19 protein-coding genes are annotated in these 19,643 nt (G+C 45.0%); 6 read left to right on the forward strand and 13 right to left on the reverse strand.

What is annotated here, in order from left to right:
* Positions 1–82 precede the first annotated feature (82 nt).
* The gene (locus tag AAA952_RS13620; protein ID WP_338257760.1) at positions 83–553 is read right to left on the reverse strand and encodes an FKBP-type peptidyl-prolyl cis-trans isomerase; all 471 of its coding nucleotides are present in this window, start codon (positions 551–553) and stop codon (positions 83–85) included.
* 250 nt (positions 554–803) lie between these two features.
* On the opposite strand from AAA952_RS13620, the gene AAA952_RS13625 reads away from it, so the two are divergent.
* Positions 804–2,159, forward strand: a complete 1,356-nt coding sequence (locus tag AAA952_RS13625) for a short-chain fatty acid transporter (RefSeq protein ID WP_338257761.1) — start codon at positions 804–806, stop codon at positions 2,157–2,159.
* A gap of 81 nt (positions 2,160–2,240) precedes the next feature.
* Here AAA952_RS13625 and AAA952_RS13630 read toward each other — a convergent pair whose 3' ends face one another.
* Positions 2,241–2,720: an HPP family protein gene (locus AAA952_RS13630; RefSeq protein WP_263178143.1), complete on the reverse strand. Its 480-nt coding sequence runs from the start codon at positions 2,718–2,720 to the stop codon at positions 2,241–2,243.
* A gap of 276 nt (positions 2,721–2,996) precedes the next feature.
* Between AAA952_RS13630 and AAA952_RS13635 the strand changes: the two genes are divergently transcribed.
* A complete protein-coding gene (locus tag AAA952_RS13635; protein WP_263209672.1) occupies positions 2,997–3,611 on the forward strand; it encodes a TetR/AcrR family transcriptional regulator in 615 nt (204 codons plus the stop codon).
* A 93-nt stretch (positions 3,612–3,704) separates the two neighbouring features.
* On the opposite strand, the gene AAA952_RS13640 is transcribed toward AAA952_RS13635, so the two are convergent.
* The 4 genes from AAA952_RS13640 to AAA952_RS13655 form a co-directional block, all read right to left on the reverse strand.
* On the reverse strand, positions 3,705–4,226 hold the full coding sequence (locus tag AAA952_RS13640) for a DUF1294 domain-containing protein (RefSeq protein WP_338257767.1): 522 nt from the start codon (positions 4,224–4,226) through the stop codon (positions 3,705–3,707).
* Between the two features lie 29 nt (positions 4,227–4,255).
* Entirely contained in the window at positions 4,256–5,461 is a 1,206-nt protein-coding gene (locus AAA952_RS13645) for a DUF418 domain-containing protein (RefSeq protein WP_338257900.1), read from the reverse strand.
* A gap of 199 nt (positions 5,462–5,660) precedes the next feature.
* Positions 5,661–6,098 carry a nucleoside deaminase gene (locus AAA952_RS13650; RefSeq protein WP_338257769.1) on the reverse strand — a complete coding sequence of 146 codons (438 nt, stop codon included), beginning with the start codon at positions 6,096–6,098 and terminating at the stop codon, positions 5,661–5,663.
* 65 nt (positions 6,099–6,163) lie between these two features.
* Positions 6,164–7,081, reverse strand: coding sequence for a LysR family transcriptional regulator (locus AAA952_RS13655; RefSeq protein WP_338257771.1), 918 nt, complete (start codon positions 7,079–7,081; stop codon positions 6,164–6,166).
* A 136-nt stretch (positions 7,082–7,217) separates the two neighbouring features.
* Here AAA952_RS13655 and xapA point away from each other — a divergent pair, with 136 nt between their 5' ends.
* Positions 7,218–8,045: a xanthosine phosphorylase gene (xapA, locus tag AAA952_RS13660; protein ID WP_338257773.1), complete on the forward strand. Its 828-nt coding sequence runs from the start codon at positions 7,218–7,220 to the stop codon at positions 8,043–8,045.
* A 217-nt stretch (positions 8,046–8,262) separates the two neighbouring features.
* On the opposite strand, the gene AAA952_RS13665 is transcribed toward xapA, so the two are convergent.
* Complete coding sequence (locus AAA952_RS13665; RefSeq protein ID WP_338257776.1) at positions 8,263–8,763, reverse strand: hotdog fold domain-containing protein; 501 nt, start codon at positions 8,761–8,763, stop codon at positions 8,263–8,265.
* Between the two features lie 224 nt (positions 8,764–8,987).
* Here AAA952_RS13665 and AAA952_RS13670 point away from each other — a divergent pair, with 224 nt between their 5' ends.
* Together AAA952_RS13670 and AAA952_RS13675 are read left to right on the forward strand one after the other, a co-directional pair.
* Positions 8,988–9,902, forward strand: coding sequence for a DUF368 domain-containing protein (locus AAA952_RS13670; RefSeq protein WP_338257778.1), 915 nt, complete (start codon positions 8,988–8,990; stop codon positions 9,900–9,902).
* 227 nt (positions 9,903–10,129) lie between these two features.
* Positions 10,130–11,704, forward strand: coding sequence for a hypothetical protein (locus AAA952_RS13675; protein ID WP_338257780.1), 1,575 nt, complete (start codon positions 10,130–10,132; stop codon positions 11,702–11,704).
* Between the two features lie 92 nt (positions 11,705–11,796).
* Here AAA952_RS13675 and AAA952_RS13680 read toward each other — a convergent pair whose 3' ends face one another.
* Genes AAA952_RS13680 through AAA952_RS13690 form a run of 3 tightly spaced genes read right to left on the reverse strand, consistent with a single transcriptional unit; the run spans position 11,797 to position 14,174 of the window.
* Positions 11,797–12,441 carry a helix-turn-helix transcriptional regulator gene (locus AAA952_RS13680; RefSeq protein WP_338257782.1) on the reverse strand — a complete coding sequence of 215 codons (645 nt, stop codon included), beginning with the start codon at positions 12,439–12,441 and terminating at the stop codon, positions 11,797–11,799.
* 50 nt (positions 12,442–12,491) lie between these two features.
* Positions 12,492–13,766: an L-cysteine desulfidase family protein gene (locus AAA952_RS13685; RefSeq protein ID WP_338257784.1), complete on the reverse strand. Its 1,275-nt coding sequence runs from the start codon at positions 13,764–13,766 to the stop codon at positions 12,492–12,494.
* A 24-nt stretch (positions 13,767–13,790) separates the two neighbouring features.
* Positions 13,791–14,174 (reverse strand): RidA family protein, encoded by a 384-nt coding sequence (locus AAA952_RS13690; protein ID WP_028761317.1) that lies wholly within the window; start codon positions 14,172–14,174, stop codon positions 13,791–13,793.
* 256 nt (positions 14,175–14,430) lie between these two features.
* Here AAA952_RS13690 and AAA952_RS13695 point away from each other — a divergent pair, with 256 nt between their 5' ends.
* Complete coding sequence (locus tag AAA952_RS13695) at positions 14,431–15,702, forward strand: amino acid permease (RefSeq protein ID WP_028761316.1); 1,272 nt, start codon at positions 14,431–14,433, stop codon at positions 15,700–15,702.
* A gap of 113 nt (positions 15,703–15,815) precedes the next feature.
* On the opposite strand, the gene AAA952_RS13700 is transcribed toward AAA952_RS13695, so the two are convergent.
* Genes AAA952_RS13700 through AAA952_RS13710 form a run of 3 tightly spaced genes read right to left on the reverse strand, consistent with a single transcriptional unit; the run spans position 15,816 to position 18,976 of the window.
* Entirely contained in the window at positions 15,816–17,435 is a 1,620-nt protein-coding gene (locus AAA952_RS13700) for a methyl-accepting chemotaxis protein (RefSeq protein WP_168823013.1), read from the reverse strand.
* 44 nt (positions 17,436–17,479) lie between these two features.
* Positions 17,480–17,890, reverse strand: a complete 411-nt coding sequence (locus tag AAA952_RS13705; protein ID WP_263165694.1) for a phosphate ABC transporter substrate-binding protein — start codon at positions 17,888–17,890, stop codon at positions 17,480–17,482.
* A gap of 9 nt (positions 17,891–17,899) precedes the next feature.
* On the reverse strand, positions 17,900–18,976 hold the full coding sequence (locus AAA952_RS13710; protein ID WP_263149040.1) for a porin: 1,077 nt from the start codon (positions 18,974–18,976) through the stop codon (positions 17,900–17,902).
* Between the last annotated feature and the right edge of the window lie 667 nt (positions 18,977–19,643).

The following is a 19,643-nucleotide window of genomic DNA, read 5'->3' on the forward strand; positions in this document are numbered from 1 at the left end:
TGAGTTATAGAGATAAAAAGCCCTGCGATAACGCAGGGCTTTTTATTCAGCAATTGATCTTACTGGCTAATTGGAGACTGATTTAATCAATCTTAAGCAGTTCCACATCAAAAATCAGCACTGATCCACCGCCAATTTTGCCCGTGCTGCGATTGCCGTAGGCGAGTTCACTTGGGATAAAGAAACGCACTTTATCGCCAACGACCATAAGTTGCACGCCCTCGGTCCAACCTTTAATTACGCGGTTAAGCGGAAATGCGATGGGCTCACCGCGATCAACCGAACTATCGAACACAGTCCCGTCGATCAAAGTGCCATGATAATGCACTGTCACAGTATCGCTGGCTTTAGGGTGAACAGTGCCATCGCCTTGAGTTAACACTTGATATTGCAAACCCGAAGCTGTGGTGATAACACCTTCTTTAGTTTTGTTTTGCGCTAAAAATTCATTGCCTAAACGGATATTCTCTTGGGCGGCTTTTTGGCCGTTCATCGAGGTAAAGAAGTAAAAAATCACCCCAGCAATCACCACAACGGCAAGTAACATTTTCATATAAAGAGCACCTTAGTTAATTTTTGCCATATTATCAGTTTTTTAGCTTGAGATGCTATCGGCACTCGCGTGTGCGTTGAGCTGGATATCTGGTGCTACCAGTTCAAACCGTTAAAAACTCCCTCAAGACTTTATCCTGCTTTAGAGATCGCTTAATCTGTGGGCTTAAGACTCAATAAAAATTCAATAAAAACAAATAAGAACTAGGGCGTGTTGACGTTTTAGTTCAGATAATAAACAAGGAAAGTCTATGTTAAACAAAGCGGCAAAACCTTTGGTCAAACTCGTCGACCGATATCTACCCGATCCCTATATTTTCGTGCTTTTACTTACCTTAGTCGTATTAATTGCTGCTGTGGTCGCCGAACATAAAACCCCGCTGGAAGTCATCAATTATTGGGGCGATGGCTTTTGGACGCTGTTAAGTTTTTCGATGCAGATGCTGTTAGTGCTGGTTGCAGGATTTATGTTGGCAAGCTCGCCGCCGATTAAAAAGCTGCTCGATGCCATTGCTGGATTGGCTAAGTCGGCACCACAAGCCATTATTTTAGTGACTTTGGTGTCACTGGCCGCCAGTTGGATTAACTGGGGTTTTGGGCTAGTGGTGGGCGCGTTATTTGCTAAAGCCTTAGCTCGCAAAGTAAAAGTGGATTATCGGCTGCTGGTCGCCAGCGCCTATTCCGGCTTTGTGGTTTGGCATGGTGGGCTTGCGGGTTCGATCCCATTAACCATAGCGACGGTGGGGCATTTCTCTGAATCGCAAATTGGCATTATCCCCACCAGTGACACCATTTTCGCGAGTTATAATTTATTGTTAGTGGCAATTCTGTTTGTGGTCATGCCCTTAGTGAATCGCTTTATGTTGCCAGAAGAAAAAGACAGTGTTTATGTTGACCCAAGCGCCCTTGATGGCAAAGACGCTGAACTTGATTCTTCGGCCTTAGAGCTTAACTCTGCAAATATGAGCGAGCGTCAGCCTGAAAGCCGTCCTGCGGATAAGTTAGAAAATAGCCGTTTACTCGGCTGGAGCGTCGGTGGCGCTGGGCTTGTATACTTAGGTTATTACTTTTGGGTGCAGGGCGGCAGCTTAAACCTCAATTTAGTGAACTTCTTATTCCTGTTCCTCGCCATCCTTTTACATCAAACACCACGCAGTTTATTAACCAGCTTGAATGAGGCCATTAAGGGCGGCGCAGGGATTGTTATCCAATTTCCCTTTTATGCGGGCATTATGGCTGTGATGGTGCAATCGGGTTTAGCCCAAAGTATTTCGGAAGGTTTTGTGGCCATCGCTAGCGCCGAGAGCCTGCCATTTTGGAGCTTTATCAGTGCAGGAATTGTGAATATTTTTGTGCCATCGGGAGGTGGCCAATGGGCGGTGCAGGCACCGATTATGTTACCCGCCGCACAGGCTTTAGGTGCTGATGTCGCTCGGGTCGCAATGGCCGTTGCTTGGGGAGATGCGTGGACTAACTTGATTCAACCTTTCTGGGCACTGCCCGTGCTGGCGATTGCAGGCTTAAAAGCGCGGGATATTATGGGCTTTTGTTTAATGCAATTGATGATCACTGGCGTGATTATCAGTATCGCGTTGAGTTGGTTCTAAAGGCAAAGTGACAGCCAATTTTGTATTTTAGAGAAAGTGTAGGGCAATTTAAAATTGCCCTTTTTTATTGGCGATGAATGATTAAAACCACTTTTGTGGGTATTGCCGGCGACAAACTAAGTTGTGATACAGCCAACCAAAAGCCAGAATGAGCGCAACACCACTGGCGACGGGCATATACAGAAAATCCCAGTGCTGCGCCGTGAGCATAACGACCAGAGGATTCGCTCCCGCGGGTGGATGCACAGTATGGGTTAGCATCATCACCGCTATGCCTAATCCGACCGCAAGCCCTAAGGCTAGCGGGGAGACTCCTAAAGTATTTAGAATGATCAGTCCAACCAAACTCGTGAGTAAGTGGCCGCAGAGAATGTTTCTCGGTTGAGCGAGTGGACTTTCTGGCAAGGCAAACAACAACACCATAGTGGCACCAAAGGGGGCCATCAACCAAATGGTTTGCGGTGTTAGCTGTTCAAGCGTCGCTAAACTACTGATACACAACGTGGCTCCACACCCTGCGAGCAAGGCCATCTTTAGATTCTGTGGATTGATTCTTTGCATCTTCTCTCCTATTAATGGCTTGTGTTAAGCCCTTATTTTGATAATGAATTGTGGACTTGAATGCTCAGAAAACCATCGCTGCTAACATGCTGTGGTGTTCCGTGTTCATTCTTGATTTCACTATTAACTTAATCTAGTTACCGAAGTAGACAGATTTGTCTACCTATGTGAATGTTCTCATGGGTAGACTGACTTGTCTACTCGTGAGAAGATAGTACTCATATTTGTTAGCTAAAATTTGCTAACGAATGTTTACCAAAGAAGAGGAATGAGTTGATGCAGGGCACTGAGATTCAGACAGGTACGCCATCGGATAAACGGCAGCAATTGGTCACTACCGCATTTAAACTGTTTTATTTTCAAAGTGTGCATGGGGTGGGGATTAACCAGATTTTGCAGGAATCGGCGATCGCCAAAAAGACCCTGTACCACCACTTTGCCAGTAAAGATGAGTTAGTTGAAGCCGTGGTTCGCTATCGTGATGAGGTATTTTATCAATGGCTTAGCGAGCGAGTGAACGCATTGCCAGCGGGACGGGAGGGCATTGGTGGGTTATTTATCGCGCTCGATGATTGGTTTAATCAAAGAGTGCCGCAACTGTGTGAGTTTCGCGGCTGTTTTTTTATCAATGTCAGCGCCGAATTTACTGAGCCGAGCCATCCAGTGCACCAACTCTGCGCCTTGCATAAACAGCGAGTGGCGAGTTTAATTGAACAGCAAGTATCGGCATTGGGCTTGCCAGAAGCCAAGACCCAATTTCTCGTTGCAGCAATAGGTTTACTCAAAGAGGGTGCGATAGTGTCGGCACAATTAAAAGGTGACACTCAGTCAGCACTGTTGGCGTTGTCTGTGGTTGAGCAGTTGATCGATGCCGCGACTCATGCTGCTTAGAGTACCACCCTTAGATGGCGATTCTTAGATAAGGCGCCTTATATAAAAGCCTTTGTATAAAAGCTCTTACATAAAAGCCCTTAAATAAGAGCATTAGATAAACATATTTACGGCGCCAGTTTTTATGCCATAACCCAGCACGGCTAAGTTAGCGACAACGGTGATCCAAAAGACGTTTCTAAATGAGGCTTTAACGGACTTGTGTCTTAACAGGTTTTGGGCAAATAGAGCGCCGGGCCAACCGCCCATGAGGGCGAGCAGATGTAATGTGCTTTCTTTAGTGCGCCATTTATTACTTTTAGCGGCGGATTTATCGATGGCATAGGCGATAAAGGTGAGCAGGCTTAGTGTGAGGTACATGCCCGCAATCCCGACTGGCAGCATATGTTGCTGCGCTGCGCCGATTAAGCCAGCAAGAAAAATCACCACCAATAACAGCGGCATAAGGCTTGAGCCTGAAGTGGCTGCATTGGACTTTTGAGTACGGTTACTTTGGGCGCGATTGTTCTGTGTGCGACTGTTCTGAGCGCGACCGCTTTGTGCTCGACTCTTTTGCGAGCGATTGGTTTGAGGTGAAGCGCTGTTGCCCGTTTTGGCAGGTTTTTTGTTTGTCATTATCTGGTATCAATCTCGTGTCAGTGTTTTTAAGCTTGCTTGTGTTCTTGTGATGCCGTGTATTTTTTAAACACGAGGTGGCGCCACAGTTTCTCTAGCGGCCCTTGCTTGAAATAGCGTAAGTACAGGCTGGCTAACAGTAATTGCACTACTGAATAAACCAGCGCCATGGCCATGTATCCCCATCTATCTAAGCTCAATAGCAATTCGGGAGCTAAGTGTCTAAACACTAACACGCCAACGATGGATTGCAGAATATAGAGACTAAACGCGAGTTTGCCAACATTTTGCAGCGGAGTCAGTATATTAGGATTATTCTGGCAAACTTTAACTATAATATGGATGTAAATCAGCGCCATAGGAATAGCACTTAGCATGATTAACACATCTGAAAACGCAACGAGAATGGTATTTTTCGTTAAACCTAAGATGGTATCAAGCAGTGATAGCGTTACGCTTGCTAGCACTAACTTTACCAGTACCGATTTGCTAAAACCCCGCTCAAAAGTCCCCTGTTGATACAAGGCCATGCCGAGCAACATCAAGCCAGCTGTAAACCACATTATGGTAAAAGGGATCACCAGTGCCATATAGCCAACTTGCATCAATTGCAGTAATAGTTGGTCGGCATAGCCAGAGGTCCATGCACTGTATTGCTCTGCAAATAGACTCGATTCTCGAGTGAAAGGTTCATCGCTGCCCGTAAGGCTAACCAGCGTAATGATAACTAAGGCGCTTAAAATAAAAATATTCGCTTTGCGCTTAAGGGCTTCAACACTTAAATCTTTGTAACACAAAGCTAAAAATCCGCTGATGCCATAGGTGAATAAAATATCACCTGACCAAATAAAAATGCCGTGGAGTAGGCCAAATACAATTAACCATTTTAAACGTGATCGCAGTAGGGAATAAGCTTCTAGGCCTTTGGCGCTAAATCGCTGATATTGAATAAAAAGCCCGACACCAAACAGGATGGAAAATAGACTGATAAAGCGTGCCTCGATGAAAAAGTTACTGAACACTTTGATAATGTGATCCGACAGCGGCTGTGTTTCATGGGGCGCATAGCCAAAAAAAGTAATGCCCATAAAATAGATATTCATAAAAAATATCCCCAACACAGCTAAACCGCGAATAGCATCGAGGTTGGCATTACGCTGTGCGGGTATCGTCATTACAACAGGCTGCGTGGAGTCTGATCTTGACCAAGGGTCTTTAGGTAAGTTGGCTGGCACGTTAGCTGAGTTCCTTTCGCTAGTAGACATGTTCCACTTTTCACTGGGATTTGGGAGGGCTAGCCTAGCAGGCGCTAGCCTCCAATGAAATACAGTCAACACAAAAAGTAAAATACAGGAAAGGTAGAAAGTGAACTAGCGCCAACGTAAAAAGTGAAATACAAAAATGCAGAAACGGATTGAGAAGACTGTCGAACCATTACTCGCCGATATCTTCGTTCCAGAGTGTGGGATGGTTAGCGATAAAGTCATGCATCAGTTGTTTGCACTCGGCATTATCGACCACAGTGACATCGACGCCGCGGGATTTGACATAGGCTTCTGGCCCTTGAAAGGTAGCGTTTTCACCGACGATGACTTTTGGTATGCCATAAAGTAATACTGCGCCGCTGCACATATCGCAGGGCGATAGGGTGGAATACAAGGTTGCTCTTTGGTACTCGGCGGCGCTAAATCGGCCGGCATTTTCGAGGCAATCCATTTCGGCATGCAGTACTGAACTGCCTTTTTGTACCCGTTTATTGTGGCCGCGCCCGACGATTTTGCCATCGATCACTAATACCGAACCAATGGGAATGCCACCCTCGGCGAGTCCTTGTTTGGCTTCTTCAATGGCTGCCGCTAAAAATTCATCCATCTTGATATCCTTAAAATATAAACCCTGAATATTAAACTCAGCATAGCACTCGTTTGGGAGACAATCTAAATGGTTTTGATTTGTTGCTTCAATAAGTCCCTCAGGCTATCGAGAATCGGCAGCGAAGCCATTTCTGGCCGATAAATCAGGCAGATATCGGCGGGAATAGTTTGTTTTAATTTAATAAAATTTACCCTAGGCCAAGGTTGTGAAGCATAACTTTGCGGCACTATGGATACCCTGTTATCGCCAGCGATGATCGCCATCAAGCTATTGGGCTCGACCATTTCCTGTACCAGTTGCGGCATAAATCCTGCGGCCTGACAGCTGGCGATAATCAAATCGCTAGAGGCGGAATTGGCACGGCTCAGTAAGGTAAAGGGCTCATCTTTGAGTTCACTCAAGTCGATGCTTTTACGTCTGGCTAAGGGATGCTTACTTGCCAGTGCTAACACCATAGGTTCGCTGGTGATGGTTTCGGCGAGAAGGTGCGGCAAATTTAAGGTGTCGGCGTAGCGCACTAGGCCAAAATCGATTTCTTGATGTGCTAAGGCGACTTTTTGAGTTTCAGGTGATAACTCTTGAAATATCAGCTCATTATCAGGGCATTGCTTACGAAAGCTTTTCAGTATGTCACCAAATCCCATCCAAAACAGCGAGCTCATGATGCCAATCCGAATATGGTTTCTATCGAGTCGCCCAAGCTGAGCCACTTGTTCCAATGAGGTATTCACCAGTTCGAATATTTGCTCGCACTTCTCTCTTAACAATTGGCCATAGGGCGTGAGTTCGACCTGACGAGTGCTGCGGGTGAACAGGTCAACGCCAAGGAGCGATTCTAACTCTTTGATTTGTGCGCTCAGCGGAGATTTCGATAAATGCAGTTGCTCGGCGGCCGCGGTAAAGTTTTTCACTTCAGCCACTCGATGGAAATACCGCAGCATCTTCAAGGTGACGAGTTCAGGTGCGTTTATCTTGCTCATCTTTGGCTCACCATTTTCTAGTTATTGTCATTTTTATCAGCACAATAGTGCGATTAATCGCGATTATTTGCAACCCTAAGCCCGCTTATACTGAAGGGCGTTTACTCTTTCATTCTTTTGCTATGAGGTACCTTGTATGAGCCATGATCCCGTTATTAATGCCCTTGCGACGATTCGAGCCCGTAAACCGAATTTCTCTCCCCGTGCCGCTATGATTTTGGGCTCAGGGCTTGGCGCGTTTGCCGATAATTTAGATAATAAAGTGGTGATCCCCTATGAAGAGTTAGACGGTTTTCCTGTGAGTACCGTCGTCGGTCACTCGGGAGAGCTTGTGCTCGGCAGCTTACATGGCATCGATATCGTGTGCATGAAAGGCCGCGGGCATTTTTACGAGCACCAAAGCATGAAAGTGATGACGACGCCGGTGCGTACTTTCAAACGCTTAGGTTGTGAATTGTTACTGGTGACTAACGCTGCGGGGTCATTACGGCCAGAGCGGATCGGCGTGGGATCATTAGTGATTTTCAGCGATCACATTAATACTATGCCGGGTACGCCTATGACGGGCGCAAACGATGATAGTTACGGTCCACGTTTTTTTAGCCTAGCCAATGCTTATGATAAAGACCTGAGAGTAGAAGCCTTAAGTGTCGCAAAAGCCGCAGGCATTGAAGTGAATCAAGGGGTATTTGTGTCTTACTCTGGCCCGTGTTTTGAAACCGCGGCTGAAATCCGCATGATGCAAATCATCGGTGGCGATGTAGTGGGTATGTCCGTGGTGCCAGAGGTGATTTCGGCGGCGCATTGTGGTTTGCCCGTGTTGGCTGTGTGCGCCATTACCAATATGGCAGAAGGGTTGGGGGACGTGCAGTTATCCCATGAACAAACCTTAAAATGTGCCAAGCTTGCTGAAGCCGACTTTATCCGTTTAATTGAGCAATTTACCGCAAGCCATTTCGCTTAATATTTTGCATCACTGGGCTGCTATTTTAATAGCTCGTATTTAAGCATTTCGGATTTAAAAGAACAGATTTAAAAGTTTGTACTTTTATGCGAGCAAGGCGCCGCGCAATTCAGTTCACCGAATGTTTTTGCGAAATACGGCTGAAGGTTAAAAAGTAAAGGGAGCAAAGCTCCCTTTTTAAATGCTGACATTAAGTGTAAGTCTTGATTCAAAGCGTTTATTTTTGCGGTTTTTCTGAAATCCACAATTTGATATGTCCTTTCACCACAACCACTCCTTGGGTGTCGTAGGCGGTGACGGGGACCTGCATATCGCCGGGAGTCCATTGCTCTGGTGTCACTTCGGCGACACATAAAATATCGCTGCCTGCTTTAGCCGTATAATCCAAACTCATGCCCTTAGGGATCCAACGTAAATGTTTTGGAATAGAGGCTTCGGCCATCACGCCCATGGCCATTTCTAGACCATTACAAATCGCAATCACATGCACTGTTTTTATATGATTATGAACGGCATGGCGTTTTTTAATTAAACAGGCGCAATGATTAAGGCGTAATTCAGTGATCAGTGGTTTGATGGTGCCGAAATAGGGCGCCATGCGTGAAACCATGATTGAAAACAGTTTTTGGCCGAAGGGATAACGGCGAGTTTTGTGGTAGAGCGCGAGCACTTTATTAGGTTTTTGTTCTGCAGTGCTAGAAGAGTCTGTCTGGCTCATGGTCATCCTTAATAATGGTGCAAAGGGGTGTTGTTATCTTGAGCCTGTTCCAAGTTGAGCTTGGGTTGCTCTGGTCGGATGAGTGTAACATTAGGATAACAACAAATACCAGTCGGCTTAATTAAGTAAACTTCATTTCGCTGTTTTAAGTATAACACCGTATAATTGCGGCCAATTTGTCGTGTAGCGGCAATGGCATGTTGATTTAACTACAAGGACTCACAGTGAAATATTTGCTGACGTATTTTAAGGGAATGGCCATGGGCGCTGCTGATGTTGTGCCTGGCGTTTCGGGCGGCACCATAGCGTTTATTACCGGTATTCTCGATACTTTGCTCGATAGTGTAAAACGCATTAATCCTTCCCTTTGGGGCGTAATCAAGTCGCAGGGCATAAAAGGGGCATTTGCCCATATTAATGGTGGCTTTTTAGTGAGTCTGCTGGCGGGGATCCTGACCAGTATTTTTACCTTTGCTAAGCTGATTTCTTGGTTGTTGGCGGTACATCCCATCCCGATCTGGTCGTTCTTTTTTGGGCTTATTCTTATCTCTGTTGTGCATATGCTTAAGCAAGTGAGTGTTTTTACTGTGGCACGTTTAGGGCTATTTGCGCTTGGTGTGCTGGCAGCATGGGCGATTACTGTGCTGAATCCGGTCGCGGTAGAAGCCAGTTACATGAATATCTTTTTCGGCGGCGCGATTGCGATTTGCGCTATGGTATTGCCGGGGATTTCAGGCAGTTTCATCTTATTATTGTTAGGGTTATATCCTGTGGTTCTCGCAGCCGCTAAAAATATTCAGCTGGATATTTTGGCCTGTTTTGCTGCTGGTGCCGTGATGGGATTACTGACGTTCAGCCATTTATTGTCGGCGCTGCTGCGTAAATACCATGATGCCACTATCGTGTTTCTAACCGGATTAATGTTAGGTACCTTAGGTAAAATTTGGCCATGGAAAGAAATCTTAACTTGGCGGACCAACTCCCACGGCGAACAAGTACCTTTACTGGAGCAAAATATTTCCCCGCTTAATTTTGAGCAAGTAACGGGTCAGCCTTCACAACTGCTGTTCGCCATTGTGTGTATGTTAGCGGCGATTGCACTGGTTTGGGGGTTAGAGAAAGTGGGCAAAAGAGATTAGCCCTTTGTTACCTCAACATCATATCCAATAAAAGCAGCGAGATACGCTGCTTTTATTTTTTTGCTCATATGCTCATCTTACTTGAATCTGGTCAGCTTTCGACTTTAGGGCAATGTCATTTTAGCCCTGTTTTGGTTACAATCACTGTTCACATTTAGCGTACTCAGTCGACGTTATGTTCTAGTTTAAACTCAGTGAGAGTTTGCAGTTACGATAAGGATATACTTGTGGATAAAAAACAGGTCTCGTGGGGCGGTGTAGCGCTGGCGATTTTTGCTTTGGGTCATGTGGTGAACTTACTCATAGATAAACAGGATTCTGATATATCGCCCGAATTAAAACAGCAAATTTCTGACACCATCTTGGCTCACAGATCACCATCCACCGCGAATAATTTATTAACGTCCATCCCGAGCAATCTTGAGGTAGCCGACGATTCTACCAAAATCCCTATGCCTGCTCAGTTAGCCCAAGTGAGTCAAATCTACAGTAATCTCAGTGCATTTGCGGCACTCAAGCAAGACGGTACTGTGGTGGCATGGGGCGATGCTGAATGTGGTGGCGATATCAATAATGCCGCAGAGCCTTTGGTCAATGTAAAAGAGTTATACGCGGCGGAGAATACCTGTGGTTTTGCGGCCTTAACCCGTGATGACAAACTTATCCCTTGGGGGATGGGGATGAAGCAAGTGCTGACAGGCGTTCGTTCTTTTGTGTTGGCAGAAGGGCTTTATGCAGCCATCAAACAAGATGGTAGTGTAGTCAGTTGGTCTAATCTGGATTCAACATCAGCCGAACTGCTCTCGGGTCAATATGCTGCGCCTGCGATGACCAATATTGATTTTGTGTTGATTAATAAAGGTGCCTTTGCTGCTTTAAAGCTGGGGGGAGCAGTAGTGACTTGGGGCGATGCCGCTTATGGTGGCGATAGTCGCCACGTGGCCTCTGAGCTTAACCATGTCGATCTGCTCTATGCCAACAATAATGCTTTTACCGCGAGGACGGCGACGGGGAAATTAGTGTCTTGGGGCGGGGTCAGCGATGATCAAAAAGGCCGCGAACAACTGGCAAAACTCAGCCAATTAGCGCCTGCCGTGAAAGTTGTCAACACGGATCATGGGTTTGCGGCGCTGCTGGCGGATGGCAGCGTATATACCTGGGGTGAGGGCGAATTGACTGAGTATCACGTCGCGTTTCCAGCTCGTTTATCGACTACAAAACGCGCCAATAAAGTGATTGATATTTATGCAAATCGTGGCGCGTTTGCCGCCTTAACCATCAGTCGTCAACTGCACGTATGGGGCAGTAAATTCAATGGTGCCGATACATCAGTCCTACAGGATAAGTTGCAAAAAGTGCACAAGGTTTATCCCTTTGAGGAGGGGTTTGTCGCGCTACGCAAGGATAATACGGCCATTGCTTGGGAAGGTTGGGACTTGGTAGACAAGCAACCACGTTATCAAGAAGTCACTCAGGTGAGCAAAGTGGTGACCTATGAGTGGGAGTTTGCCTTTTTAAAACAGGATGGCACTGTGGTTGATGGCCACTCTGGGCCCAAAACTGAAATTACCCAAGCAACGGATATTTTCCCGACAGGCTTAGGGTTTACGGTTAAACGCCAAGATGGTTCGATTGCGGTGTGGATGGGAGGCGAGGCTGCGTTAACATTAGATAAACAAGCCGTTGATTTGAGCCAAATGCGCGACATTCGCAGCAATTTGCTCGATGCCATTGCCTTAATGGCCGATGGCACAGTGCAGGCATGGAATATGATGGGCTTTAGCGGACAAGCTGCGCAATAACAAGCGCAATCACAAGTGCAAAAATAATAAAACCAAAGGGCTAAGGTTATTTACACCTTAGCCCTTTCTATTTAGGCGAGTTTTTTCTCGCTTTAAGCTTGATTGGCTTTGATTTCCCGCAGATAGCGATAAATCGAATGCACTGAAATCCCCAATCGAGTGGCCGCGACTTGGGCACTGTCCTTGAGCTCGAAAATCCCTAACTCATGCAATTGATTGACGATTTCGCGACTCTTTTGTGAAGGTGAAATCGCGGGATTCGCGCGAACCTCATGGTTCACACTGTCGATAGTGCTATGGAGCGCTTCATCAATATTGCGGGCAAACACTTCGGGCGAGCTGGTCAGCTCGCTGCCAAGGAGTTTGCGCAGAACTGATTGTAGTGGTGCATCCATGTCGCTGTTAATACACAGTAACCCTATGGGTTGATTTTTACTGTTACGGATCACCGTCGTAATTGATCTTAGCGTCTTACCATTGGCACATTTAGTCAGGTAAGAGTTGGAAATATCCTGACCGGTTTTGAGCTTGAGCAAGGCAAGGTTGGTTATTGGAGCACCCACTTCACGGCCTGTGACATGGCCATTGGCAATTTTGACCACAGATGGATGTTTCGCATCTAGGCTGTGCAATACCACTTCTGTGTGTTGACCATACATGGCAGCGATGCCATCGACGATATTTTCGATGGATTTCAGAATATCCAGATCACTTTGCGTTAAATCTTGCAGTTTCACAATTTCAACCTTTAGTTATTAACCCGCAAATATTCAGCGGGTTAAAATCATTATGCCGACATAATATCGATAATAGTGACATCTGTGGATGACATGCCATTGAGGATCATTTTGCCAATGTTTTTAATGGTTTTCTCTACATCGGTAGCAATAATACCTTGGCCTGAGACATTGTGACTACTGAGCGCCATCAAAAATGAGCGCACGGCCGCACTGGATGAAGTACTAACCTTCATGGCGCAGGACGCTTTAGCGCCGTCACACACCATGCCAGAGCTGTCGCTGATCACGTTTTGAATCGCGAAACAGGATTGTTCGAACGAGCCACCGGCTAAATACACCATGGCCATAGAAGCGGCGGCGCTGGTGACGGTATTACCACAAAATGCTGACAGTGGTGGGTAATGGGACTTGATATAAATCGCCCCTAGATGACTCATAATCAAGGCGCGGGCGAGTTTTTCTTCCGAAACCTTATAGCATTGTGCCGTCAATACCACAGGGATAGTTGCCGCTATGCCTTGATTACCACTACCAAGATTGCTCATGGCGGGCAAGTTCGCCCCGCCCATGCGAGCATCGGATGCTGCAGCAGTTAACATGACGATTTTGTTCAGTAAGTCTTCACCGATAATGCCGGCGGCTATGCCGCTTTTCATGGTGCGGCCGACTTCCAGCCCATAGGGATTCGCCATGCCTTCATCGGATAATTTGCCGTTTAGCTCAGAGGCTTCGAGGATGAATTTGATCTCTTCGAAGGGGACTTCTTGGGCGAAGCGATAAATGGACTCGATAGAAATATCCACGCCTTCACAGATGGAACCAGTGGCTTTGGCTTGCGTGCTATCGACACTGAAGACGGATTCGCCGTTGAGGCGCTTCTCGGCGATCAGTGTATGGCCGCCGCAGATTTTCACTAGGGCTTCGCGGTCGCCTTTTTTCGCGATGACACAACAATAGATAAATTCTGCTGTTTCGGTGCGCTCGACCGTCACCTTGCCCGCATCGATAAGGGCCTGTGCTCTGGCGACTTGTTCTGGCTTGATCACAGCCAATACTTCTAAGCCCGCATCAGGATTACCCGCAATGGCGCCTGCTGCAGCGGCAATTGCCAGACCGATTTTGCCTGTGCCAGGCACAAACACGCCCATAGAGTTTTTATAAAGATTGTCAGACACTTGTACTGCAATTGAATCGGGTTCAACACCCAGCAAGGCGCGGGCGACGGCGGCGGCGTAAGCGGCGGCGATGGGCTCTGTGCAGCCTAATGCGGGCTTAACCACTTGTTTAATGATTTGAATATACTGCTGCCATTGGGGTTTCATGAGCTTACAACCTTATGTTAATGCTTAGATTTTAACGTGTGCTATCGCTTCAACTTCTACTTTAACGCCCAGCGGAAGGTCCTTCACTGCAAAACAGCTACGAGCTGGGCAGTCGGTTTTAAAATAGGTTTTATACACTTCGTTAAAGGCGGCAAAGTCATTGATCTCTGCAAGATAACAAGTGGTTTTAAGAATCGTTTCTAAGCTGCCACCACCCGCTTCGAGTACGTATTTGAGATTCTCTAATGATTGAATCGATTGCTCAGTAATCCCACCGTCAACTACGCTGCCTTTCTTTTTACAAACAGGGAGTTGGCCAGAGGTAAAAATGAGGTTGCCATAGGCTGTGCCATGGGAATAAGGGCCAATGGCCGCGGGAGCGCGTTCTGCGTGAATAATGGTTTTCATAGTCTCTCCAACTTGCAAATAAAATTGAATGCCTAGGTCGGCGTATGTGCAACATTATTTGTATTTTTATGTTTTATTGCAATTATTTTTTAATGAATTTCATTTGTCACTGCAGTTTGTGCGCTATTTATCTCGTTTTCAATCAAGTTGTGAGCTTTAACTCTTTGTTCAACAAAAGTTGAGTATTTTGATTGCCGAGTTTGTTTTGTTCAAATATATTTGCACAAAATAATACCAACTAGGTAAAGGTGAAATGATGGATGCAACAATTACTGCTGCACAGTGGAAAGCAGATACCCGCTTCGATAGTACGGATTGGGGCTGGATTATCATGAGTATCGGAATGGCGATTGGCGCGGGGATCGTATTCTTGCCTGTGCAGGTCGGTTTGATGGGGTTATGGGTTTTCTTACTGTCTGGCATTATTGGCTATCCTGCCATGTATATGTTCCAACGGTTGTTTATCAATACCTTAGCGGAATCTCCAGAATGTAAGGATTACCCGAGTGTGATTTCGGGTTATTTAGGTAAAAACTGGGGTATGTTGTTGGGTGGTTTGTATTTCATCATGCTGGTCATTTGGGTGTTCGTTTATTCAACGGCCATTACAAACGACAGTGCTTCATTTTTGCAAAGTTTTGGGGTCACTAAAGCGTTATTGTCTGAAAATCCTTTCTATGGTTTAGCCTTGATCTGCGGTCTTGTTGCTTTAGCCTCCCGCGGTGAGAATCTTTTGTTTAAGATCTCTACTTTTATGGTACTGACTAAGTTGGGCGTTGTCGCCGTGCTAGGGTTATTGATGGTGGATAAATGGGATATCAATAATATCGGCGCTATCCCAGCAACGGGAGATTGGTTAAAAGATGCGGTCGTTATGCTGCCCTTTACGCTAACATCGATTCTGTTTATTCAAAGTTTAAGCCCTATGGTGATTTCATACCGTTCGCGGGAAAAATCCCTTGCGGTAGCGCGCTTTAAAGCGATGCGCGCCATGAACATTGCCTTTGGCGTCTTGTTTGTCGTGGTGTTCTTTTATGCCGTGTCATTCACCCTAGCAATGGGACATGATCAGGCCGTGCGTGCATCGGAAGAAAATATCTCGGCTCTTGCTATGGTTGCCCAAGGTATGCAGGGACAAACACTGAAATTGCTGAGTTTAACCTTGAATATTTTTGCGGTGATGACGGCTTACTTTGGCGTATATCTCGGTTTTAGGGAAGCTTGCCAAGGATTGACCATGAATATGCTGCGCCGTTATATGCCTGAAGATCGTATCAACAAAAAGCTTGTTGGTTACGGCATTATGATTTTTACCATTCTATTATCTTGGGGCGCGATTGTGTTGAATGCGCCAGTGCTGAGCTTTACGTCGATTTGTAGTCCAATTTTTGGTTTAGTGGGTTGCTTGATCCCCGCTTATTTAGTGTACCAAGTACCTGCATTACATAAGTACAAGGGCGTGTCGCTGTACATCATTATTATCACAGGCTTATTGCTGTGCGTATCCCCCTTCTTAGCGTTTAGTTAACACGGATTAAGTGGTACAAAAAGATAAGCTTTAAGGAATTAAAAAACCGGTATTAAGTGTAAACTCAATACCGGCTTTCTGTGTTAAGTCATCATCTCGATAATGCTCTATGGTCAAAGTTTGAATTGAGATGTGGCGTTTTTCAGTTCATCGGCAAAATCGACTAATCCCTCAGAAACATTGCGAACCTGCGACAGAATTTGCAATGTCTGTTCAAATGAAGCGTTCATATTGACGACGTTATCGACCACTTGAGAAGCAACCGAGGCTTGCTCTTCCGTTGCCGAGGCAATGTGAGTATTCATACTATTGATACTGACAATCTGCTGTTGAATTGATTTCAGTGCACTCCCTGTATTTTGAGCATTGGTTTCATTTTCCGATGACTTCGACATCGCCACATTCATGGTATTGACCGAGGAAATGGCCGCCGTTTTAAGGTTTTGTAACACATGGCGAATTTCAGTGGTTGCATCGGCTGTTTTAGAGGCGAGAGCGCGGACCTCATCAGCGACTACGGCAAAGCCTCGTCCCTGCTCACCCGCGCGGGCGGCTTCGATGGCGGCATTAAGTGCCAACAGGTTGGTTTGCTCGGCAATAGAGGTAATCACATTTAAGATAGAAGTGACATTTTCAGTATCTCTGGCGAGCTCGTTGATCGAGTTAGAAGCCGCCTGAATTCCTGTATTTAATTGCTGTGAAATATCGATTGTGCGCTGAACGACTGTCATACCTTGCATCGCTTCTTTCTCCGCGACCTGTGCTGCACTGGCGGCTTGGCGGGCATTTTGTGAGATTTCGATGACAGAGTGACGCATGTCTTCCATTGAGACTTGTACTGCGCTGGCATCATGGCTTTGCCGCTGGGTGGCATGCGTCGCATCTTCCATGCGCTGTTTCAGTGAGCGCGAGCTATCAAGCAAGGGATCGGTAACATTCACCACCCTTCGAATAGAATCTCCGAGCAAGCGAAGAAATCGATTGAAGTTACTTGATACTTGGCCGAGTTCATCACTACCAGATACTTTGAGCTGATGACTAAGATCGCCTTTTCCATCGGCCAGCTCACTCAGTGACTGGGCGACATTACGCGCAGATGAGCTGATAGCACGTGCAATGGCAATAGTGACAATCAACATCACGATCAGCAAAGCGATGCCGATGGAGAGGGTGAGCCACAAACTTTGCGCAGATCTGTCGCCAGCTTCTTTTATTGATTGTTTAAATTCGAGTACTTTGCTTTGTTTGTAATCTTGTATTTCATTAAGTACAGCTTCATAGGCTTGGGATTTTTCTTGGCTGATCTGGCCAATGTTTGCCATATCAATCGTACCCGCCAACATGCCTTTAGCCAGCTTAATCGTCATGTCGTTATAGCGGGTTAATTTAGCGGATAGATTACTGAGTTTATTGGCTTGTGAGGGATCGACACTATCTAATTGTTGTAGGTTTTTACGTAAAGATTCATACATAGTACCTGCATTAGTTAACAGGTCTTCGTCGGCAAAAGAAACCGATTGAGTATAAAGTTCATCGAGTCGTTGGATAAAAAACACGTTTTGATTGGCGAGTTCAACTCTTTGGTAAACTTGCTGCTCCATATAATTAAGTGTGGTGCGATTTTTATTTATGGAGATGACACTAATGCTTAAGTTTAAAGCGAAAATGATGACAGCTAAAATAAATATCGCGATAACTTTTTTAAAAATAGAAATATCATTAAAGAAATTCATCCCTTGCCCCCAAGTTGTGCCGAGCTTGAGCTCGGCACTCCAATCTAAAACTCGGCAATAACTTTTACCGAATCATTGGCCTCACTACTATCAATATAGCCAATAATATTGGGGTTCGATGCAACTAATTTTATCATCTCCGCCCCACTAGTGACTTCCTTGGGTGGCGTTCCTTTGCCTGTAAATACTTTTTGTGACCAATATGACTTAAGTTGGCTGGATGACTTGTCCAGCACTTTAGTATCAAAGGTTTCCCTTAAGGGCATAGCACTGTCAAGATTGACCGGCACGGCCTGCGCTCCACCAGGAAAGGTCTTTGTTTTCCCTAGAAAAATATTTTCAATAACCTTTTGGTCGACAGTGTCTGCATTACTGGGATGAACGATGACAACCACACCAGCAAATAGTGGCATTGAGACTAAGCTGAGTAGGATTAAGCAAAGTAACTTATTCATTTCTCTCTCCTAAAATACTAAGTCAATGCCAAGACTGATGGATTTCGAATCCCCTGCGACTTTCATACCTGGGCCACCATTATCTTTAACGTCATCATACTGAATTTTAAAGGCCGCCGAAGGATGGAAATCCCAACGTATACCTGCAGAACTTGTATGGTGAACTTCACCGCCTTCACCATCATTGAAGTCCGAATAGGAAATGTAAGGCATCACTGAATCGATACGATAGCCGAACGAGAGAAGATAAGTATCTAGATTACTCCCATCGAGATCTAAGCGGTTAAGCTCAGATAAAAAAAGGAAATTCTCATAATCTATATTAACGGATAGGCCATAAAACTTACCCGTACGTTGGTTGCTACCATTCCATTCCTGCTGAATACCACCAATATAACGTTCGTTAGTGTATTGCATATGCGTGAGGCGAATATCTAACCAATCTTTATTGAATTGAACAACAATACCGCCTATATCCTTCCATACTTCTCGGGTATTTTTGAGGAAGAAAAAATCAGATAAAAGCTTATTAGGTTCGCTATCTTCGCTACCGTAATAGACTTGTCCAGACATAGTCCAGTCGCCAATTAAATAGTTATATAAGGCGCTGACACCTGTGTAGTTAAATATTTGCCATGTGTAATTATCTGCGGGTGGACGTATCCAAGGATAAGCATATCCAACATCAAAAAAGTCACTGTAATAGTAGAGCGGTAAGCGTTTTTTACCTCCTTGTACTGTCCAATGATCATTGATCTCATAGGACAGATAAGCCCATTCAAAACTTGCCGAAAAGTCATCAGCCCCACGGGAAACAACCTGTGCAGTGGCAGATAAACCTTCGAGCAAATCCGCTGAGAATTGAATACCAAATAAGGTATCGGGTTTGAAACTAATATCTTCATCATAGGCGCCAACGAGTGGATAGTCGGCGAGAAAGGTGGGTCCTAAATCAAACTCTGCAACGCCCGAACCCTCGAGAACTTGACCAGCAACAACTGAGGCAAAACCTGAAATGTTGACTTCTGCATAAGCGGTAGAGCTGAGCAAAAGTGAGCAAAGACCTAATGAAAGCTTATGTTTCATAAAAAAGCCCTTTAAGTGAGTATATTCGTTTTTAAGCCTAGAACAGGCACAAACATACGCAAACTTTTATTAAACATTTTTGTAACATGGTGGTCTGGCTCCCATTTTGAAAGATAAGTTTGATATTTTATGAGTAAAAAGCGTTAGGTAATTCGAGCTAACTTAAGTCAAAACTGTAAGTTCAATATTCTAAATTTGGAATGATTACTCAGCCATACCCATTAAACTGTTAAAGTGAGACTGTGATCTCCCTGAAAACTGTTTCGAAAATTTGCCAAAGAATATTATTGATTTTGCTAAATGAGAGACTCAAAGCTTGAGTGAAAAGTGGTGAGATAATTATCTTTATTAACAACATTAGCCAAAGCTAAATATGGTTGTTATTTAGCCTTTAGATTATAAAAATAACGCCATGGATACTTTTTATTAAACTAAAATTGGGCTTTTTACATAAAAATGCTCTAAATCTATCATTGATTATGCTTGTTAAGTCAACGTCGATATTTATTCCATTTTCATGTGTATGCCAACGCTGTAGCATATTTTACTGAGTTTTTTCTCCGATGTAGTGGTTTTATACTGTATGGTTAGCAGCTTGATTGCTGCACACTGCTATAGCACCTATAATCTTGCTCTCTTATGTTGAGTTTCTCTTCTTTCTAAACAT

Origin of the sequence: Shewanella sp. M-Br (assembly GCF_036245925.1) — a bacterium.
GTDB lineage: Bacteria > Pseudomonadota > Gammaproteobacteria > Enterobacterales > Shewanellaceae > Shewanella > Shewanella oncorhynchi.